Source organism: Streptococcus oralis subsp. dentisani, assembly GCF_002096685.1.
GTDB classification, from domain to species: Bacteria; Bacillota; Bacilli; order Lactobacillales; family Streptococcaceae; genus Streptococcus; species Streptococcus oralis_AD.
Map to the genome: position 1 here is coordinate 1 of NZ_NCVA01000034.1, position 17,091 is coordinate 17,091.

The window sequence follows — 17,091 nt, forward strand, 5'->3', positions numbered from 1 at the left end:
CCAATCAGCAAGCACAAGCTTGAGCAACAGCGTGTCAGCTTCAATTAGTGCTTCAGTATCAGCAAGCACAAGCTTGAGCAACAGCGTGTCTGCATCAATTAGTGCTAGCCAATCAGCAAGCACAAGCTTGAGCAACAGCGTATCAGCTTCAATTAGTGCATCTGAATCAGCAAGCACAAGCTTGAGCAATAGCGTGTCTGCATCAATTAGTGCTAGCCAATCAGCAAGCACAAGCTTGAGCAACAGCGTGTCAGCTTCAATTAGTGCTTCAGTATCAGCAAGCACAAGCTTGAGCAACAGCGTGTCTGCCTCAATCAGTGCTAGCCAATCAGCAAGCACAAGCTTGAGTAACAGCGTATCTGCATCAATTAGTGCTAGCCACTCATTAAGCACAAGCTTGAGCAACAGCGTATCAGCATCAATCAGTGCAAGTCAATCAGCAAGCACAAGCATGAGCAACAGCGTATCTGCCTCAATTAGTGCTTCAGTATCAGCAAGCACAAGCTTGAGCAACAGCGTGTCAGCCTCAATCAGTGCTAGCCAATCAGTAAGCACAAGCTTGAGCAACAGCGTGTCAGCCTCAATCAGTGCTAGCCAATCAGCAAGCACAAGCTTGAGCAACAGTGTGTCTGCCTCAATCAGTGCTAGCCAATCAGCAAGCACAAGCTTGAGCAACAGTGTATCTGCTTCAATCAGTGCTTCAGTATCAGCAAGCACAAGCTTGAGCAACAGCGTGTCTGCTTCAATCAGTGCATCTGAATCAGCAAGCACAAGCTTGAGCAACAGCGTATCTGCCTCAATCAGTGCATCTGAATCAGCAAGCACAAGCTTGAGCAACAGCGTATCTGCTTCAATCAGTGCATCTGAATCAGCAAGCAACAACTCAAGTAGTACTTCAGTTTCAACAAGTACTTCAGTAAGCTTGAGTAACAGCGTAAGTACATCTACATCACTTAGCAATAGCGTTTCAAGCAGTTTGAGTACAAGTGCGTCACAACAATCTAACTCATTCAGCTATAGTAAGGGTGAGCCAACAAGCGAATCTAAGCCAGAGTTTAACCTTCCTAGCTACCTTGAATCTGTAAGTGCAAGTGAGTCAGTTTCACTCAGCAAATCAGTAAGTGTGTCATTGAGCGATAGTACTTCAGCATCAATCAGCGCAAGTGAGTCAGTCTCAACAAGCGCAAGCTTGAGTGACAGCATTTCTGCTTCAATCAGTGCAAGCAACAACTCAGGTAGCGGTTCAGGTTCAACAAGCACAAGCAATGACTCAGCAAGTCAATCAGCTTCAGCATCTGTAAGTGCAAGTCAATCAACTAGCGCATCAGTATCTGCAAGCCAATCAGCTTCAATCAGTACAAGCAATGGTTCAGGCGATGCCTCAACTTCAGCAAGTACTTCAGCAAGCTTGAGCAACAGTGTATCTGCATCAACTAGTGCGAGCCAATCAGCAAGCACAAGCTTGAGCAATAGTGCAAGTACCTCAGCTAGCTTGTCTGACAGTGCTTCAATCTCAAGTGCATTGAACCACTCACAAGCTCCTGCACAACAACCTGCTGGACCAGGACGTTCAAACGGTAGAAAACTTCCAAATACAGGAACTGCAAGTAACCAATTTGCTGGTCTTGGATTAGGAGTAGCTGCCTTGGCAACTGCCTCTCTTCTTGGCAAGAAGAAGAAATCAGCAGCTTCTGAAATGGATTTAGAAGACTAAGTCCCAAAAATCGACTAAAATGAAATTGTTGATATCATTTTAGCGATGAAAACAAGAACCCCGGATGGCCTAAGGCTATCTGGGGTTTTTGGCTCTTTGTCAACTGTAGAGGGTGAGATCGAACTAAGCATGAGAGAGAATCAGATTGATTCTCTCTTTTCTAACATTCAAAGTAACGAGAATCGTCATTCTAAAATTTTTGAAATTTTGAAAATCAAATACTATACATCTTATATCCTTGCTGATTGTCTCCAACTTGATATTGGAATCAAAAGGGATGGACTTCCATTTCTAAACGCTCTAAAGAACTTAATGATGTCTCGCTAGTTATTAATCACCGCCAAAGAGAATATCCGAATTAAAAGACAGCTTTTAAAGCACTTAGGAATAAGGGGAAAAATATTACACTACGCATTGCATATCCCTAACGAAATAGATAAAAATCTAAAATTTGTAGAGAAAATAATATAATTTCGACCTTTTGTGACAGGAATTGCTTGACTAAATAAAACCAAAGCTGTATAATAAGGCAAATATCTAAAACAGGAGGTTCTGGAAATGAAAAAGTCTAAGGCCAAGTATCTGACACTGGCAGGTGTCGTGTTAAGCGCAGGTATCCTATTGAGCGCATGTGGGAACTCAGCAAGTTCATCTAAAACATATAACTATGTCTATTCTAGTGATCCATCTAGTTTGAACTATCTAGCAGAGAACCGTGCAACAACCAATGATATTGTTACCAATTTGGTTGATGGTTTGATGGAAAATGACCAATACGGTAACTATGTTCCATCATTGGCAGAGGATTGGACCGTTTCTAAGGACGGTTTGACTTATACCTACAAACTTCGTAAAGATGCCAAGTGGTATACATACGAAGGTGAAGAATACGCCCCTGTAACTGCTCAAGACTTTGTGACAGGTTTGAAATATGCGGCAGATAAAAAATCTGAAGCCTTGTACTTGGTTCAAGATTCTGTAGCAGGTTTGGATGACTATATCAACGGAAAAACAACTGACTTTTCAACTGTCGGTGTTAAGGCGATTGATGACCAAACAGTTCAGTACACTTTGACTCGACCAGAACCTTACTGGAATTCTAAAACAACTTCAACCATTCTCTTCCCTGTCAATGCTGATTTCTTGAAATCAAAAGGGGATGATTTTGGTAAGGTTGATCCTTCTAACATTTTGTACAATGGACCTTTCTTAATGAAATCCTTTGTTTCAAAATCCGTCATTGAATACAAGAAAAATCCAAGCTACTGGGATGCTAAAAATGTCTTTGTGGACGATGTGAAATTGACCTACTATGATGGAAGTGACCAAGATGCCCTAGCACGTAACTTTACAGAAGGAGTATACAGCTACGCACGTCTCTATCCAAATAGCTCAAGTTTTGAAGGGATTAAAGAGAAGAATAAGGACAATATCATCTACAGCATACAAGATGCCACTTCTTTCTACTTGAACTTTAACCTAGATAGAAAATCTTATAATTTCACTTCTAAAACGACTGACATCGAAAAGAAATCTACCCAAGAAGCAGTTCTGAATAAAAACTTCCGCCAAGCTATCAATTTTGCCTACAACCGTACGGCCTATGGGGCACAATCTCAAGGGGAAGACGGAGCAACGAAGATTATTCGTAACCTAGTTGTACCTCCTACATTTGTAAGTATCAACGGAAAAGACTTTGGTGATGTTGTTTCCGAAAAGATGGTCAACTATGGCCAAGAATGGCAAGGAATCAACTTTGCTGATGCTCAGGATCCTTACTACAATCCTGACAAGGCTAAAGCTAAGTTTGCGGAAGCTAAGAAAGAACTAGAAGCCAAGGGTGTTCAGTTCCCAATTCACTTGGATAAGACTGTTGAAATGACCAATAAGTCAGAAATTCAAGGGATTAGTTCAATGAAACAATCCATCGAATCTATTCTTGGAACTGAGAACGTGGTTATTGATATCCAACAACTGTCAACAGAGGATTATGATAGCTCTGGTTATTTAGCTCAGACAGCAGCCCAGAAGGATTTTGACCTTTACAATGGTGGTTGGAGTGCTGACTACTTAGATCCGTCAAGCTATCTTGATATTTTTAATGTTAATAGCGGAGGTATGTTGCAAAACTTTGGTTTAGAACCAGGTGAGGTCAATGACAAGGCTAAGGCAGTTGGACTTGATACCTATACTCAAATGTTGGAAGAAGCCAATAAAGAGCAAGATCCAGCAAAACGTTATGAAAAGTATGCTGAAATTCAAGCTTGGCTCGTTGATAGTGCCCTTGCTATTCCAAACGTTTCCCTTGGTGGAACACCTAGCTTGAGAAAGACAGTTCCATTCTCTGCACCATTCTCACAAGCTGGAAATAAAGGTGTAGAGTCATACAAGTATCTTAAGTTGCAAGATAAGACGGTGACAACTGCTGAGTATGAAAAAGCTAAAGAAAAATGGCTGAAAGAAAAAGAAGAATCAAATAAAAAAGCCCAAGAAGAATTGGCAAAACACGTTAAATAATCAGTCTATTCAACAGGAAAAGCGATAGTTTCTCAAGGAACTATCGCTTTTATATAGTTTGAAACTATAACTAGCTCTTGAAAAGAAGAAAATGAGTTGGCGAAAATAAGTGGTACAATAGTTACTATAGATTTGGAGGTATTGTATGAGCAAAGAACTACACATCAACACAATTTTGGCCCAGGCGGGAATCAAGTCAGATAAGGCAACAGGTGCCTTGGTGACTCCACTTCATTTTTCAACAACTTATCAGCATCCAGAGTTTGGCCAGTCTACTGGATTTGACTATACCCGCACTAAAAACCCAACTCGCAGTAAGGCGGAGGAAGTCTTGGCTGCAATCGAATCAGCAGACTATGCCCTAGCGACGAGCTCAGGTATGGCTGCGATTGTACTGGCTTTTAGTGTTTTTCCAGTGGGAAGTAAAGTCTTGGCTGTGCGCGATCTGTATGGGGGTTCTTTCCGTTGGTTCAACCAAGTGGAGCAAGAAGGCCGTTTCCATTTTACCTATGCTAATACTGAAGCAGAGTTGATTGCTGAGCTGGAAAATCATGTGGATGTTCTCTACATCGAAACGCCAACCAATCCTTTGATGTTAGAATTTGATATTGCAAAACTAGCAAAACTAGCTCATGACAAGGGGGCTAAAGTAGTCGTAGACAATACCTTCTACAGTCCGATTTACCAACGACCAATCGAAGATGGTGCAGATATTGTTCTTCATTCAGCAACCAAGTACTTAGCAGGGCACAATGATGTCTTGGCTGGGGTAGTTGTGACTAATAGTTTAGAACTATATGAACAACTGTTCTACAATCTCAATACGACAGGTGCTGTCTTGTCACCATTTGATAGTTATCAGTTAATTCGTGGTCTTAAGACCTTGTCTCTGCGTATGGAACGTTCAACAGCCAATGCCCAAGAAGTGGTTGCTTTTTTGAAGGATTCACCTGCTGTCAAGGAAGTGCTCTATACAGGACGTGGAGGCATGATTTCCTTTAAAGTAGTGGATGAGAAACGTATTCCTCATATTTTGAACAGCCTCAAGGTTTTCTCTTTTGCGGAAAGTTTGGGTGGGGTGGAGAGTCTGATCACCTATCCGACGACTCAAACCCATGCGGATATTCCAGCAGAAGTGCGCCATTCCTATGGTTTAACAGATGACCTCTTGCGCTTGTCTATTGGGATTGAGGATGCTAGAGATTTGATTGCAGATTTGCGCCAAGCCTTGGAAGGATAAGACAAAGATGGGAAAATATGATTTTACAAGCCTGCCCAATCGTTTTGGGCATCATACCTATAAATGGAAAGAGGCGGAAGCTGATCGAGAAGTTCTACCAGCCTGGATAGCGGATATGGACTTTGTAGTTTTGCCTGAGGTTCGACAAGCCGTACAAACCTATGCGGATCAGTTGGTCTATGGTTATACTTATGCAAGCGACGCTTTGATTCAGTCGGTTCAAGAATGGGAAACCAGTCAACACGGGTATCACTTTGACAAAGATGCTCTCGTTTTTATCGAGGGAGTGGTGCCAGCTATTTCAACAGCTATTCAAGCCTTTACAAAAGAAGGTGAGGCTGTTCTGATTAACACACCGGTCTATCCACCTTTTGCCCGCAGTGTCAAACTGAACAATCGCCGATTGATTACCAATTCTTTGGTGGAAAAGGATGGATTGTTTGAGATTGACTTTGATCAGTTGGAGAAGGATATGGTGGGAGAGGATGTGAAGCTTTATATCCTCTGCAATCCCCACAATCCTGGGGGCCGTGTTTGGGAAAAGGAAGTATTGGAAAAGATTGGTTATCTCTGCCAAAAACATGGTGTTTTGTTGGTTTCAGATGAGATTCACCAAGATTTGGCCCTCTTTGGTCACAAACACCAGTCTTTTAATACCGTAAATCCAGACTTCAAAAACTTTGCTCTTGTTTTGAGCAGTGCTACCAAGACTTTTAATATTGCTGGAACGAAAAATTCCTATGCAGTTATTGAAAATCCAAAGCTTCGTGTGGCTTTCCAAAAACGCCAGTTGGCCAATAACCAGCATGAGATCTCAGGTTTGGGTTATTTGGCGACAGAAGCTGCCTATCGATATGGAAAGGATTGGCTAGAAGAACTCAAGCAAGTCTTTGAAGACCACATCAATTATGTGGTGGATCTATTTGAAAAAGAGACTAAAATCAAGGTCATGAAACCGCAAGGAACCTACTTGATCTGGCTGGATTTTTCAGCCTATAACCTAACGGATGAGCGCTTGCAAGAGCTTTTGAAGAATGAAGCCAAGGTTATCTTGAACCGAGGTTTGGACTTTGGGGAGGAGGGAAATCTTCATGCCCGCCTCAATGTAGCCATGCCTAAAACACTTTTGGAAGAAGTTTGCCAACGCATCGTGACTACTTTTGCTACCCTTTAAGAATCGAGCCTTCTAGGAGAAAAGTATTCCTAGAAGGCTATTTTCATAGGGGAAAATGTGGTATAATGAAGAGATAAGATAAAGGGGTAATTATGGCTAAATTGATTCCAGGAAAGTTGCGCATGGAGGGTGTTACTCTCTATGAGAAGGGCAAGATTGAGATCATCAAGGAAAAGGGGAATCGCCTCTATACTCGTGTGGCGGGAGAAGACTTGCGCTACAGTTTAGAGGATGATCTGGTTTTTTGTGCTTGCGATTTTTTCCAAAAAAGAGGTTACTGTGTTCACCTCGCAGCGCTCGAGCATTATCTGAAGAACGATGAAGAAGGCCAGGTGATTTTACAAGCCTTAGAAAAAGGACATGAAGAGCAAGAAGAGGTCGAAACCAAGGTTAGTTTTGGTGATAGTTTTTTGGAGCGTATTCAACCTCAGAAGAGAGAAAAAATCTACACTTTGTCGGCTCAAGGCCAGGTTGAAGCTGGGACCAATCGCCTCCTTTGGACTCTCCGAATCGGTTTAGTTGATAGTCAAAAATATTATGTCATTCGTGACATCCCTCTCTTTTTGAAGGTCTTAGTCCATCGAAAGCCATATATGATTGGGAAACACTATGAAAATGACTTGTCTTGGGATGCTTTTGATACAGCTAGTCAAGATGTTCTTACTTTCTTATGTGGCTTGATTGAGGAGGGACTGAGTCAAGACCTCTTTTTCCCCAATCAAGGTCGTCACCTCTTTTTTCCTCTGACCTTTTTTGAGCAGGGAGTGGAGTTGCTGATGAACTTGGAAGATTTTCATTTCGAACACCAGATTATTAGTTATGAAAATCTTCTCTTTCATGATTTAAATCCTGATGCGGGACTTTTCACTTTTTCTGTGAGGGAGTATCCCGATTATTTTGAGATGGAAATCTCTGAAACTGAGCGAGTCAACGTATTCTATGGGGGAGCGGTTCTCTTTCGTAAAGGAAATGTTTATTTCTTGACCCCTAATCAGATAACTCTTTTGAAGGAACTCAAGGAGCTCCCTCGGGAGGAAAGAGGGAGAAAATGCCTCCAGTTTGACAACAGTGATCGTGACCGTTTGGCCGCCTGTCTGCCTTTGTTTGGGCAACTGGGTACAGTTTCTGCTCCTGAGCGCTTGCAAATCAGACCCTTCTCACCAATCTTTTACTTTGATATGGAGGATGACGGTCGCATTCGTTTGGATATTCAGTTTGACTATGGAGATGTTAAGGTGACTAGTCGTCAACAGCTGGAACAATTACCTTTTTCAAGCGATGCCGTCTTGGAAAATCAGCTATTTCAAGTCTGTTTAGGAGCTGGGTTTGAGGCTGATTTTCAGTCTTGGAGACAGGCTTTGAAGCCAGAGGCAGTTTATTCTTTCTTTCACCATACGATTCCTGCTTTTGAGAAGTTGGGTCAGGTTTTCTTGTCTGATAAGATAAATCAGCTCTACAGCGTCCAAGCTCCTCAGGTTCAGATCGAGTCTAAGGGGGGACTGTTGGAGATTCAGTTTGATTTCCAAGGGATTGCCCAAGAAGAGATTGATCAAGCTCTTAAAGCCCTGACCAGCAATCAGGATTTCTATATCAGTTCTTCTGACCAAGTGTACTTTTTTGATGAGGAAACCAAGCAGATCCGTCAGAATATGCAGGAACTGGGTGTTGAGCTAAAAGATGGTTCTTTCCAGGCTCGAAAATCCCTAGCTTATAGTCTTTCTCAGCTTTTTGAAGGCCACGATCGGATAGCATTTTCGAAGGAATTTCAACATTTGGCTCATGATTTGATCCATCCAGAGGATTTTCCTTTGGGAGATATACGGGTGCAGGCGAGTTTGAGAGACTATCAGGAAAAGGGAGTCCGTTGGCTCCAGATGCTTCATCACTATGGTTTTGGTGGCATTCTGGCAGATGATATGGGACTGGGAAAAACACTGCAAACCATCGCTTTTTTGACTAGTCAGGTGACCGAAGATAGTCGGGTCTTGATTTTAGCTCCGTCAGGTTTGATCTACAACTGGGCAGATGAATTCAGGAAATTTGCCCCACAGTTGGATTTGGCTGTCGTTCATGGTTTGAAAGCGAATCGAGAAGCGATTCTTTCTGAAAATCACCAAATCTATGTGACTAGCTATGCCACCTTTCGTCAAGACAGCGAGCTTTATCAAGAGATGGCTTTTGATTTTCTCTTCTTAGATGAAGCCCAGGTCATGAAAAATGCCCAAACCAAGATTGCTCAGAGTTTGCGCCAGTTTGTGGTGCCAGCAGTCTTTGCTTTGTCAGGTACGCCCATCGAAAATCATTTAGGAGAGTTGTGGTCTATCTTTCAAATTGTGCTTCCAGGACTCTTACCAAGTAAAAAGGAGTTTATGAAATTACCGGCTGACCGAGTCGCGCAGTTTATCAAACCCTTCGTCATGAGGCGTAAGAAAGAAGAAGTTCTTACAGAACTGCCTGATCTGATCGAAGTCGTTTATAAAAATGAACTGGAAGATCAGCAGAAGGCCATCTATCTCGCCCAGTTGCAACAGATGCGAGACCGCCTAGCGCAAGTGACAGATCAAGAATTCCAGAGAAGTCGGGTAGAAATCTTATCTGGTCTCATGCGATTGCGCCAGATCTGCGATACGCCAGCTCTCTTCATGGACGATTATCAAGGAGCTAGTGGTAAACTCGATAGTCTCCGAGATTTATTGCTACAAGTGGCAGATGGTGGGCATCGGGTCTTGATTTTCTCCCAGTTTAAAGGAATGTTGGAAAAAATCGAGCAAGAACTCCCAGATTTGGGCTTGACTTCCTTCAAAATCACAGGTTCAACTCCTGCTCATGATAGACAGGAGATGACCAAGGCCTTTAACCAAGGGGAGAGAGATGCCTTTCTCATCTCTCTGAAAGCAGGTGGTGTCGGTCTTAATCTAACGGGAGCTGATACCGTCATCCTAGTGGATCTCTGGTGGAATCCGGCTGTCGAAGCCCAGGCTATCGGACGAGCCCACCGCATGGGACAGGAGCAGAAGGTAGAAGTTTATCGTTTGATTACCAAGGGGACCATTGAAGAAAAAATCCAAGAACTTCAAGAACAAAAAAAACATTTGGTTTCCCAAGTTTTAGATGGTACGGAGTCGCGTGCGAGTCTCAGTTTGGCAGAAATTCGTGAAATTTTGGGAATTTCTGAAGCCAGCACTTGAAAAATCAAGACAATACGCTATAATGAAGTGTTGAAAGGAAATACAAAATGAAACAAGATCGATTTCCATTGGTGTCAGATGATGAGATCATGCTGACCGAAATGCCAGTCATGGACTTGTACGATGAGTCAGACTTTATTAGCAATATCAAAGGTGATTACCGCGATAAGAACTATTTGGAATGGTCTCCTATCAATGAAGAAGAAACAGTAGTTTCTCCAGTGGTTAATAAGGAGTCAAAGCCAAGCCCAGAACCTAAAAAAGTTGAAAAAACGTATGCTGAATTGGCTCGAGAAGAGGCGCGTGCGGACTTGAAGAAGAAACGTTCAGCCAAGTATTTGACTCAGGATGTTAGCCATACCAGACGACACAATGGTTCAGCACTTGTTCGTCAAGGAAACCAACCAACAGCGCCATTTCAAAAGGAAAATCCAGGCGAGTTTGCCAAATTCAGTAAAAACTTGAGCCAGTCCCACTATATCTTAGCTGAGGAGGTTGGCCAAGTGGCGAATCCAACTCCGAAAGCCCAAACGGGAAAAGCTAAAAAGAACAACTATGATTTTCTAAAGAAGAGTCAAATCTATAATAAAAAGAATAAGCAAACAGAACAGGAACGTCAGGTTGCCCAAGAGTTGAATCTGACAAGAATTACTGAGTAGGGGAGAAAAGCATGTCAAAAACATATCATTTTATTGGAATCAAGGGATCAGGGATGAGTGCCCTAGCCTTGATGTTGCATCAAATGGGACACAAGGTTCAAGGTTCAGACGTTGAAAAATACTACTTTACTCAACATGGACTAGAGCAGGCAGGGATTGCGATTCTTCCTTTTGATGAAAAGAACCTACAAGGTGATGTAGAGATTATCGCGGGGAATGCCTTCCGTCCAGATAACAACGTTGAAATCGCCTATGCAGATCAAAATGGTATCAGCTACAAACGTTACCATGAATTCCTAGGTAGCTTTATGCGCGACTTTGTCAGCATGGGAGTTGCTGGAGCTCATGGGAAAACTTCAACAACAGGTATGCTGTCACACGTCTTGTCTCACATCACAGACACCAGCTTCTTGATTGGTGACGGGACAGGTCGCGGCTCAGCCAATGCCAAATATTTTGTCTTTGAATCAGACGAATATGAGCGCCATTTCATGCCTTACCACCCAGAATACTCTATCATCACCAACATTGACTTTGACCATCCAGACTACTTTACAAGTCTAGAGGACGTTTTCAATGCCTTTAACGACTATGCCAAACAAATTACCAAAGGTTTGTTTGTATACGGTGAGGATGCTGAGTTGCGTAAGATCACAGCTAATGCGCCAATCTATTACTATGGTTTTGAAGCTGAGGGCAATGACTTTGTAGCTAGTGATCTCCTTCGTTCTACGACTGGATCAACCTTTACAGTTCATTTCCGTGGACAAGAGTTGGGACAATTCCACATTCCAACCTTTGGTCGTCACAATATCATGAATGCGACAGCTGTTATTGGTCTTCTCTACACAGCAGGATTTGATTTGAACTTGGTGCGTGAACACTTGAAAACTTTTGCAGGTGTTAAGCGTCGTTTCACTGAGAAAATCGTTAATGACACGGTAATCATCGATGACTTTGCCCACCATCCAACAGAAATCATCGCGACCTTGGATGCAGCTCGTCAAAAATACCCAAGCAAGGAAATCGTGGCAATCTTCCAACCGCACACCTTCACTCGAACTATTGCCTTGTTAGATGATTTTGCACAAGCCTTGAATCAGGCAGATGCCGTTTACCTAGCGCAAATCTATGGATCTGCTCGTGAAGTGGATAATGGCGATGTCAAGGTAGAAGACCTAGCAAGCAAGATCACGAAGAAAAATCAAGTTATCACCGTTGAAAATGTATCTCCACTCCTTGACCATGACAATGCTGTTTACGTCTTTATGGGAGCAGGAGATATCCAAACCTATGAGTACTCATTTGAACGTCTCTTGTCTAATCTGACAAGCAACGTCCAATAGGAAAAACAAATGGAAATTCCAATTACTATAAGGCAAGCCACCTTATCAGATTTAGAAGAAATGTTGGCGATTGAAGAAGCCAATCCTTCGTTAGAAGAGGCACTTAGCCGCCAATCCTTAGAAGAGAGTATCCGCAAGATTGCGGGTACCTTTCTTGTAGCTGGGGATGAAAATCAGCTCGTGGGCTATGTTTTGGGAGAAGAACAGTCTATTCATCCCAAATGGATAGAAATAAAATCATTGACCATTCATCCTGACTATTGGGGACAAGGACTGGGAACTCTTCTTCTTGCAGCCTTGAAACAGGTGACTGTCGAGCTAGATTACCAAGGTATTCTTTTGCAAAGTCCTGATGAGTTACTATCATATTTTGAAATGAATGGCTTTGTTGAGGAAGAAGTGACAGGGAGTCATTATGGCAGTGGTTCTGAATGGTATCTGACTTGGGCTAATCCTTTTTATCAGGAGGAAATATGAAAATCAGACAAGCAAGATTTTCGGATTTAGATCGTATTTTAGAGATAGAGCTGGAGAATTTCTCCCTTGAAGAAGCCATTCCTCGTTCGGTCTTTGAGGCCCATTTGCGGGAAATTCAGACCAGCTTTCTCGTCGCTGAAAAAGAGGGACGTATCCTTGGCTACATTGAAGGTCCGGTCGTCCCACATCGTCATCTACAAGATCAGTCCTTTACAGAAGAAATAAAAGACTATAGCCATAAACCTGGAGGTTATATTTCTGTGACCTGTCTCTCCATAGCTAAGGAAGCGCAAGCTTTGGGAGTGGGGAAAAAACTGTTAAGTGCTCTGAAGGAAGTCGCTTTAGAACATGAACGAGAAGGCATTAACCTGACCTGTCATGATTACCTTATCTCCTATTACGAAAAACATGGATTTGTTAATGAAGGAATATCCCAGTCCACCTATGCAGGTGAGACTTGGTATAACATGGTTTGGAAGCCTTGAAAACAAGAAATATAGTTGGAGAAAGGTATATTTTGTTGCTTTTCTGCGACTTTTAAGATATAATGTTATGGATTGCCAACAAGGAGGTAAAGCTTTTGAGCGAGAAATCAAGAGAAGAAGAAACATTAAGCTTTAAAGAACAGATTTTACGCGATTTAGAGAGAGTCAGAGAGAGAGAAAGAAGAGGAAAAGAGGATGAAAGTCCAACTACCCCACCAACTCCATCTTCTCAAGTAACTCCACCTGCCCCTTCTGAACAAGAATCAAATCTTGCCACAGAAGATTTAATGGTAGACTCTCTGTCAACTGTCGATGAAATCCTTAAAAATGCCCCAAGTGTGCCACCACGCCCAAGTTTTGAATCAAGCGAAGTGACAGCACCAGCACCAGAACCAGAAGAGTCAAAACTAGAAGAGCCTGCACCAGCCAAGATTGATGCTGTAGAGCCTAAAAAGGAAGAGAAAGAGTTTAATACTACTCCAACTAAAGTGGCTGTTTCCTATAAAATGGATGACAATAAAGAAGAATCAGTCCCTCCTGTTGTGGAGAATGTAGTCCCTGCTCCAGTTGAGAAAGTTGATAACCTAACAGATTCTCCAAGTCGTAGTCGCCGTGAAGGAGTAAAACCAGCTAAGAAAAAGAAGAAATCAAAAGCCAAAGGTTGCTTGCTAACTTTCCTAGTTCTCCTAGTGCTCGTAGGTATTGGTGGATTCTTTGGTTATGGATACGTTCAAGAATCCTTAAAACCAGTTGATGCGAGCTCTAAGGACTACGTAACGGTTCAAATCCCAGAAGGTTCAAATGTTCAAGAAATTGGGAGCACTTTGGAAAAATCTGGTTTGGTAAAACATGGACTTATCTTTAGTTTATATGCTAAATATAAGAGTGCAGACTTAAAATCAGGTTATTACAACTTGAAGAAGAGCATGAGTACAGATGAATTGATCCAAGAATTGCAGAAAGGTGGAACTCCTGAACCACAAGAACCGGCTCTTGCAAGCTTGACAATTCCAGAAGGATATACTTTGGAGCAAATTGCTCAAACGGTAGGTCAACTTCAAGGTGACTTTAAAGAGCCGCTTACAGCGGATGCCTTCTTAGCAAAAGCTCAAGATGAGACCTTTATCTCACAATTAGTAGCCAAGTATCCAAACCTTCTTGGAAGTCTCCCAACAAAAGACAGTGGCGTTCGTTATCGCCTAGAAGGTTACCTTTTCCCAGCAACTTATACCATCAAAGAAAGCACTACAGTTGAAAGTTTGATTGATGAGATGTTAGCTGCTATGGATAAGGCTATGTCACCATATTACGCTACGATCAAAGAAAAGAACCTGACAGTCAATGAATTGCTCAGTATCGCTTCTCTTGTTGAAAAAGAAGGTGCTAAGACAGAAGACCGCAAGAAAATCGCAGGTGTCTTCTATAACCGCTTGAATGTCGGTATGCCACTTCAAAGTAATATCGCTATCCTGTATGCTCAAGGCAAGCTTGGTCAAAAGATTAGCCTAGCGGATGATGCTGGAATTGATACAACGATTGATTCACCTTACAATGTTTATACACACCTTGGCCTCATGCCTGGACCGGTAGACAGTCCAAGTCTGGATGCCATCGAAGCAAGTGTAAATCAGACAAAGAGTGACTACTTATACTTTGTAGCCAATGTCGAAGATGGTAAAGTGTACTTTGCAACGACCAAAGAAGAACATGATCAAAACGTTGCAGAACATATCAATAGCAAACTAACCCAATCAAGTAGTTCAAACTAAATTATGTGGTTTTCCACATAATTTTGTTTTAAAAACAAATTAAGAAAAGAAAGTTGAGAAAAATGGCAGAAAAAACTTACCCAATGACCCTTGAAGAAAAGGAAAAACTAGAAAAAGAATTAGAGGAGTTGAAACTCGTTCGTCGTCCTGAAGTGGTAGAACGTATCAAAATTGCTCGTTCATATGGAGACCTTTCAGAGAACAGCGAGTACGAAGCAGCTAAGGATGAGCAAGCTTTTGTTGAAGGACAAATTTCAAGTCTAGAAACAAAAATCCGCTATGCTGAAATCGTTAATAGCGATGCAGTTGCCCAAGATGAAGTGGCTATCGGTAAGACTGTAACGATCCAAGAAATCGGGGAAGATGACGAAGAGGTCTATATCATCGTCGGTTCTGCAGGTGCAGATGCTTTTGCTGGTAAGATTTCAAATGAGAGCCCGATTGGACAAGCCTTGATCGGCAAGAAGACTGGTGATACAGCGACCATCGAGACACCAGTTGGTAGCTATGATGTCAAAATCTTAAAGGTTGAAAAAACAGCCTAAATAGAATGAAAAAGGAGTAGTAGAGGCTTTGACTTGCTCAACTCCTTTTTGGTTTTTTGAATAAAATAGGAGACTATATGAGTGAAAATAAGAAAAAAAATAAGATGGAACGTGGTCTAACCAATCGCCATGTTCAGGTGATGGCTATTGCGGGAACAATCGGAACAGGTCTTTTCCTAGGTGCCGGTCGCTCTATCAGCCTGACAGGCCCTTCTATCATCCTGATTTATATGATTACAGGAGCCTTTATGTTTTTGATGATGAGGGCTGTTGGGGAGATGCTGTATCAGGATCCAGAACAACATACCTTTATCAACTTTATCACCCGTCATTTGGGTAAAGGTTGGGGCTATTTCTCAGTTTGGTCTTATTGGTTATCTGTCGTCTTTATCGGTATGGCAGAAATCACTGCGATCTCGCATTATGTTCAGTTTTGGTTTCCTAGCTGGCCTAGTTGGCTGATTCAGATTGTCTTTTTAACGATTTTGGCCTTGGTCAATCTGATTGCGGTTAAGCTCTTTGGAGAAGTCGAGTTTTGGTTTGCTATGGTTAAAATTGTGGCTATTTTAGCTATGATTGCAACGGGAGCCTTTATGGTTTTGACAGGATTTGAGACACCTCATGGTGTTGCAAGTTTGGCAAATATCAGCGACCAGTTCTCTCTTTTTCCAAACGGTGTTATGAACTTTGTCATGGCCTTTCAAATGGTATTTTTTGCCTATCTGATGATTGAGTTTATCGGAGTGACAACTTCTGAAACAAAGAATCCTCGTCAGGTTTTGCCAAAAGCAGTTAAAGAAATTCCTCTCCGAATTGTCTTCTTCTATGGTGGAGCCCTATTAGCCATTATGTCTATCATTCCCTGGAAAGAACTTGCTTCTTCAGATTCACCATTTGTAACGGTTTTTGAGCTAGCAGGTATCAAGTGGGCGGCAGCTCTGATTAACTTCGTTGTTTTGACGTCGGCAGCATCTGCTCTTAATTCAACCCTCTATTCAACAGGGCGACACCTCTACCAGATTGCCCATGATTCACCCAATCGCTTTTTAAAAGCGATCAAGGCAGATACTCTTTCTCGTCATAATGTTCCGCAAAATGCCATTATTGCCTCAGCAATCTTGATTGCTCTGGCTGCCTTTATCAATGTTTTGCCAGGCGTTTCAGATGCTTTTGCTTTGATTACGGCGTCCTCATCGGGTGTTTACATCGCGATTTATATCTTGATCATGGTGGCTCATCTCAAATACCGCAAGTCACAAGACTTCATGGCGGATGGCTACCTCATGCCTCAGTATCGCTTGCTCAATCCCCTAACCATCCTCTTTTTCATCTTTGTCTTTGCAACCCTCTTTTTACAAGAGTCTACCTTCATGGGGGCAGTTGGTTCTGCTATCTGGATTATCGGTTTCGGAATTTATAGCCAGTGGAAATTTAGGAAATAAATCATGAACTCATCAACTTTGCTTGGTGAGTTCTTTTTAGTTTGACAGTCTATTGAAATAAGATTATAATCAAGCTGTAACAGTTCGAAGGAGGTTTGGATGCACTTTAGATTGGAAAATAAAGCGTCCCAGAAAGCGCAAGAAATAGGAAATCTGATTCGTGCTTATAATCGTTCCAAAAGAGAAGAGGCTGAAAGCGAGCCACTGAATATTTATGTCGAAGACGAAAAGGGCAATCTTATGGCAGGTTTAGTAGCAGAGACTTTCGGAAATTGGTTGGAAATCGAGTATTTGTTTGTGAAAGAGGAATCGCGAGGACAGGGAATTGGTTCAAAACTATTGCAACAGGCAGAAAGTGAAGCTAAGCATCGAAACTGTTGTTTTGCTTTTGTGAATACTTGTCAGTTTCAAGCACCAGATTTTTATAAAAGGCATGGCTACAAGGAAGTCTTTACCTTGCAAGACTATCCCTATACAGGACAAAGATACTATTACCAAAAGGATTTGTAAGGTAAACATGAAGGCATAAAGCAGA

Annotated in this window: 16 protein-coding genes; 14 read left to right on the forward strand and 2 right to left on the reverse strand. The window is 42.0% G+C overall.

Annotation, left to right across the window (positions count from 1 at the left end; translation table 11 throughout):
* Together B7705_RS10045 and B7705_RS10050 are read right to left on the reverse strand one after the other, a co-directional pair.
* On the reverse strand, positions 1-405 hold a 405-nt coding region (locus B7705_RS10045), incomplete at its 3' end, for a hypothetical protein (RefSeq protein ID WP_463606925.1).
* 27 nt (positions 406-432) lie between these two features.
* Positions 433-960: a hypothetical protein gene (locus B7705_RS10050; protein ID WP_275655566.1), complete on the reverse strand. Its 528-nt coding sequence runs from the start codon at positions 958-960 to the stop codon at positions 433-435.
* Between the two features lie 16 nt (positions 961-976).
* On the opposite strand from B7705_RS10050, the gene B7705_RS10055 reads away from it, so the two are divergent.
* The 14 genes from B7705_RS10055 to B7705_RS00715 all read left to right on the forward strand — a co-directional run bounded on the left by B7705_RS10055 (position 977) and on the right by B7705_RS00715 (position 17,066).
* Positions 977-1,714, forward strand: a complete 738-nt coding sequence (locus B7705_RS10055; RefSeq protein WP_275655567.1) for an LPXTG cell wall anchor domain-containing protein — start codon at positions 977-979, stop codon at positions 1,712-1,714.
* A gap of 45 nt (positions 1,715-1,759) precedes the next feature.
* Positions 1,760-2,041 carry a hypothetical protein gene (locus B7705_RS00655; protein ID WP_084946852.1) on the forward strand — a complete coding sequence of 94 codons (282 nt, stop codon included), beginning with the start codon at positions 1,760-1,762 and terminating at the stop codon, positions 2,039-2,041.
* A 231-nt stretch (positions 2,042-2,272) separates the two neighbouring features.
* Complete coding sequence (locus B7705_RS00660) at positions 2,273-4,231, forward strand: peptide ABC transporter substrate-binding protein (protein WP_084946853.1); 1,959 nt, start codon at positions 2,273-2,275, stop codon at positions 4,229-4,231.
* 145 nt (positions 4,232-4,376) lie between these two features.
* Positions 4,377-5,471 (forward strand): cystathionine gamma-synthase, encoded by a 1,095-nt coding sequence (locus B7705_RS00665; RefSeq protein ID WP_084946856.1) that lies wholly within the window; start codon positions 4,377-4,379, stop codon positions 5,469-5,471.
* Between the two features lie 7 nt (positions 5,472-5,478).
* The gene (locus tag B7705_RS00670) at positions 5,479-6,645 is read left to right on the forward strand and encodes a MalY/PatB family protein (RefSeq protein WP_084946858.1); all 1,167 of its coding nucleotides are present in this window, start codon (positions 5,479-5,481) and stop codon (positions 6,643-6,645) included.
* 92 nt (positions 6,646-6,737) lie between these two features.
* Positions 6,738-9,833 (forward strand): DEAD/DEAH box helicase, encoded by a 3,096-nt coding sequence (locus B7705_RS00675; RefSeq protein WP_084946861.1) that lies wholly within the window; start codon positions 6,738-6,740, stop codon positions 9,831-9,833.
* A gap of 47 nt (positions 9,834-9,880) precedes the next feature.
* Positions 9,881-10,492, forward strand: a complete 612-nt coding sequence (locus B7705_RS00680) for a cystathionine gamma-synthase (RefSeq protein ID WP_084946864.1) — start codon at positions 9,881-9,883, stop codon at positions 10,490-10,492.
* 11 nt (positions 10,493-10,503) lie between these two features.
* Entirely contained in the window at positions 10,504-11,838 is a 1,335-nt protein-coding gene (gene murC / locus B7705_RS00685) for a UDP-N-acetylmuramate--L-alanine ligase (protein ID WP_084946866.1), read from the forward strand.
* Between the two features lie 9 nt (positions 11,839-11,847).
* Positions 11,848-12,315, forward strand: coding sequence for a GNAT family N-acetyltransferase (locus B7705_RS00690; protein ID WP_084946869.1), 468 nt, complete (start codon positions 11,848-11,850; stop codon positions 12,313-12,315).
* Positions 12,312-12,800 (forward strand): GNAT family N-acetyltransferase, encoded by a 489-nt coding sequence (locus B7705_RS00695; RefSeq protein WP_000702427.1) that lies wholly within the window; start codon positions 12,312-12,314, stop codon positions 12,798-12,800. The genes B7705_RS00690 and B7705_RS00695 overlap by 4 nt, the downstream gene beginning before the upstream one ends.
* Positions 12,801-12,862: 62 nt before the next feature.
* Complete coding sequence (gene mltG / locus B7705_RS00700) at positions 12,863-14,569, forward strand: endolytic transglycosylase MltG (RefSeq protein WP_084946870.1); 1,707 nt, start codon at positions 12,863-12,865, stop codon at positions 14,567-14,569.
* 62 nt (positions 14,570-14,631) lie between these two features.
* The gene (gene greA / locus B7705_RS00705; protein ID WP_084946873.1) at positions 14,632-15,114 is read left to right on the forward strand and encodes a transcription elongation factor GreA; all 483 of its coding nucleotides are present in this window, start codon (positions 14,632-14,634) and stop codon (positions 15,112-15,114) included.
* 77 nt (positions 15,115-15,191) lie between these two features.
* Complete coding sequence (locus B7705_RS00710; protein WP_162284856.1) at positions 15,192-16,556, forward strand: amino acid permease; 1,365 nt, start codon at positions 15,192-15,194, stop codon at positions 16,554-16,556.
* A 99-nt stretch (positions 16,557-16,655) separates the two neighbouring features.
* Positions 16,656-17,066 carry a GNAT family N-acetyltransferase gene (locus tag B7705_RS00715; RefSeq protein WP_084946875.1) on the forward strand — a complete coding sequence of 137 codons (411 nt, stop codon included), beginning with the start codon at positions 16,656-16,658 and terminating at the stop codon, positions 17,064-17,066.
* The last annotated feature ends 25 nt before the right edge of the window (positions 17,067-17,091 follow it).

What these genes read in the sequence shown, in the direction of transcription:
- B7705_RS00670 (WP_084946858.1), top strand. Translation starts at nt 5,479, where the DNA reads ATGGGAAAATATGATTTTACAAGCCTGCCCAATCGTTTTGGGCATCAT.
- B7705_RS00695 (WP_000702427.1), top strand. Translation starts at nt 12,312, where the DNA reads ATGAAAATCAGACAAGCAAGATTTTCGGATTTAGATCGTATTTTAGAG.
- B7705_RS00710 (WP_162284856.1), top strand. Translation starts at nt 15,192, where the DNA reads ATGAGTGAAAATAAGAAAAAAAATAAGATGGAACGTGGTCTAACCAAT.
- B7705_RS00655 (WP_084946852.1), top strand. Translation starts at nt 1,760, where the DNA reads ATGAAAACAAGAACCCCGGATGGCCTAAGGCTATCTGGGGTTTTTGGC.
- greA (WP_084946873.1), top strand. Translation starts at nt 14,632, where the DNA reads ATGGCAGAAAAAACTTACCCAATGACCCTTGAAGAAAAGGAAAAACTA.
- B7705_RS00665 (WP_084946856.1), top strand. Translation starts at nt 4,377, where the DNA reads ATGAGCAAAGAACTACACATCAACACAATTTTGGCCCAGGCGGGAATC.
- B7705_RS00675 (WP_084946861.1), top strand. Translation starts at nt 6,738, where the DNA reads ATGGCTAAATTGATTCCAGGAAAGTTGCGCATGGAGGGTGTTACTCTC.
- B7705_RS00690 (WP_084946869.1), top strand. Translation starts at nt 11,848, where the DNA reads ATGGAAATTCCAATTACTATAAGGCAAGCCACCTTATCAGATTTAGAA.
- B7705_RS00680 (WP_084946864.1), top strand. Translation starts at nt 9,881, where the DNA reads ATGAAACAAGATCGATTTCCATTGGTGTCAGATGATGAGATCATGCTG.
- B7705_RS00660 (WP_084946853.1), top strand. Translation starts at nt 2,273, where the DNA reads ATGAAAAAGTCTAAGGCCAAGTATCTGACACTGGCAGGTGTCGTGTTA.
- murC (WP_084946866.1), top strand. Translation starts at nt 10,504, where the DNA reads ATGTCAAAAACATATCATTTTATTGGAATCAAGGGATCAGGGATGAGT.
- mltG (WP_084946870.1), top strand. Translation starts at nt 12,863, where the DNA reads ATGTTATGGATTGCCAACAAGGAGGTAAAGCTTTTGAGCGAGAAATCA.
- B7705_RS00715 (WP_084946875.1), top strand. Translation starts at nt 16,656, where the DNA reads ATGCACTTTAGATTGGAAAATAAAGCGTCCCAGAAAGCGCAAGAAATA.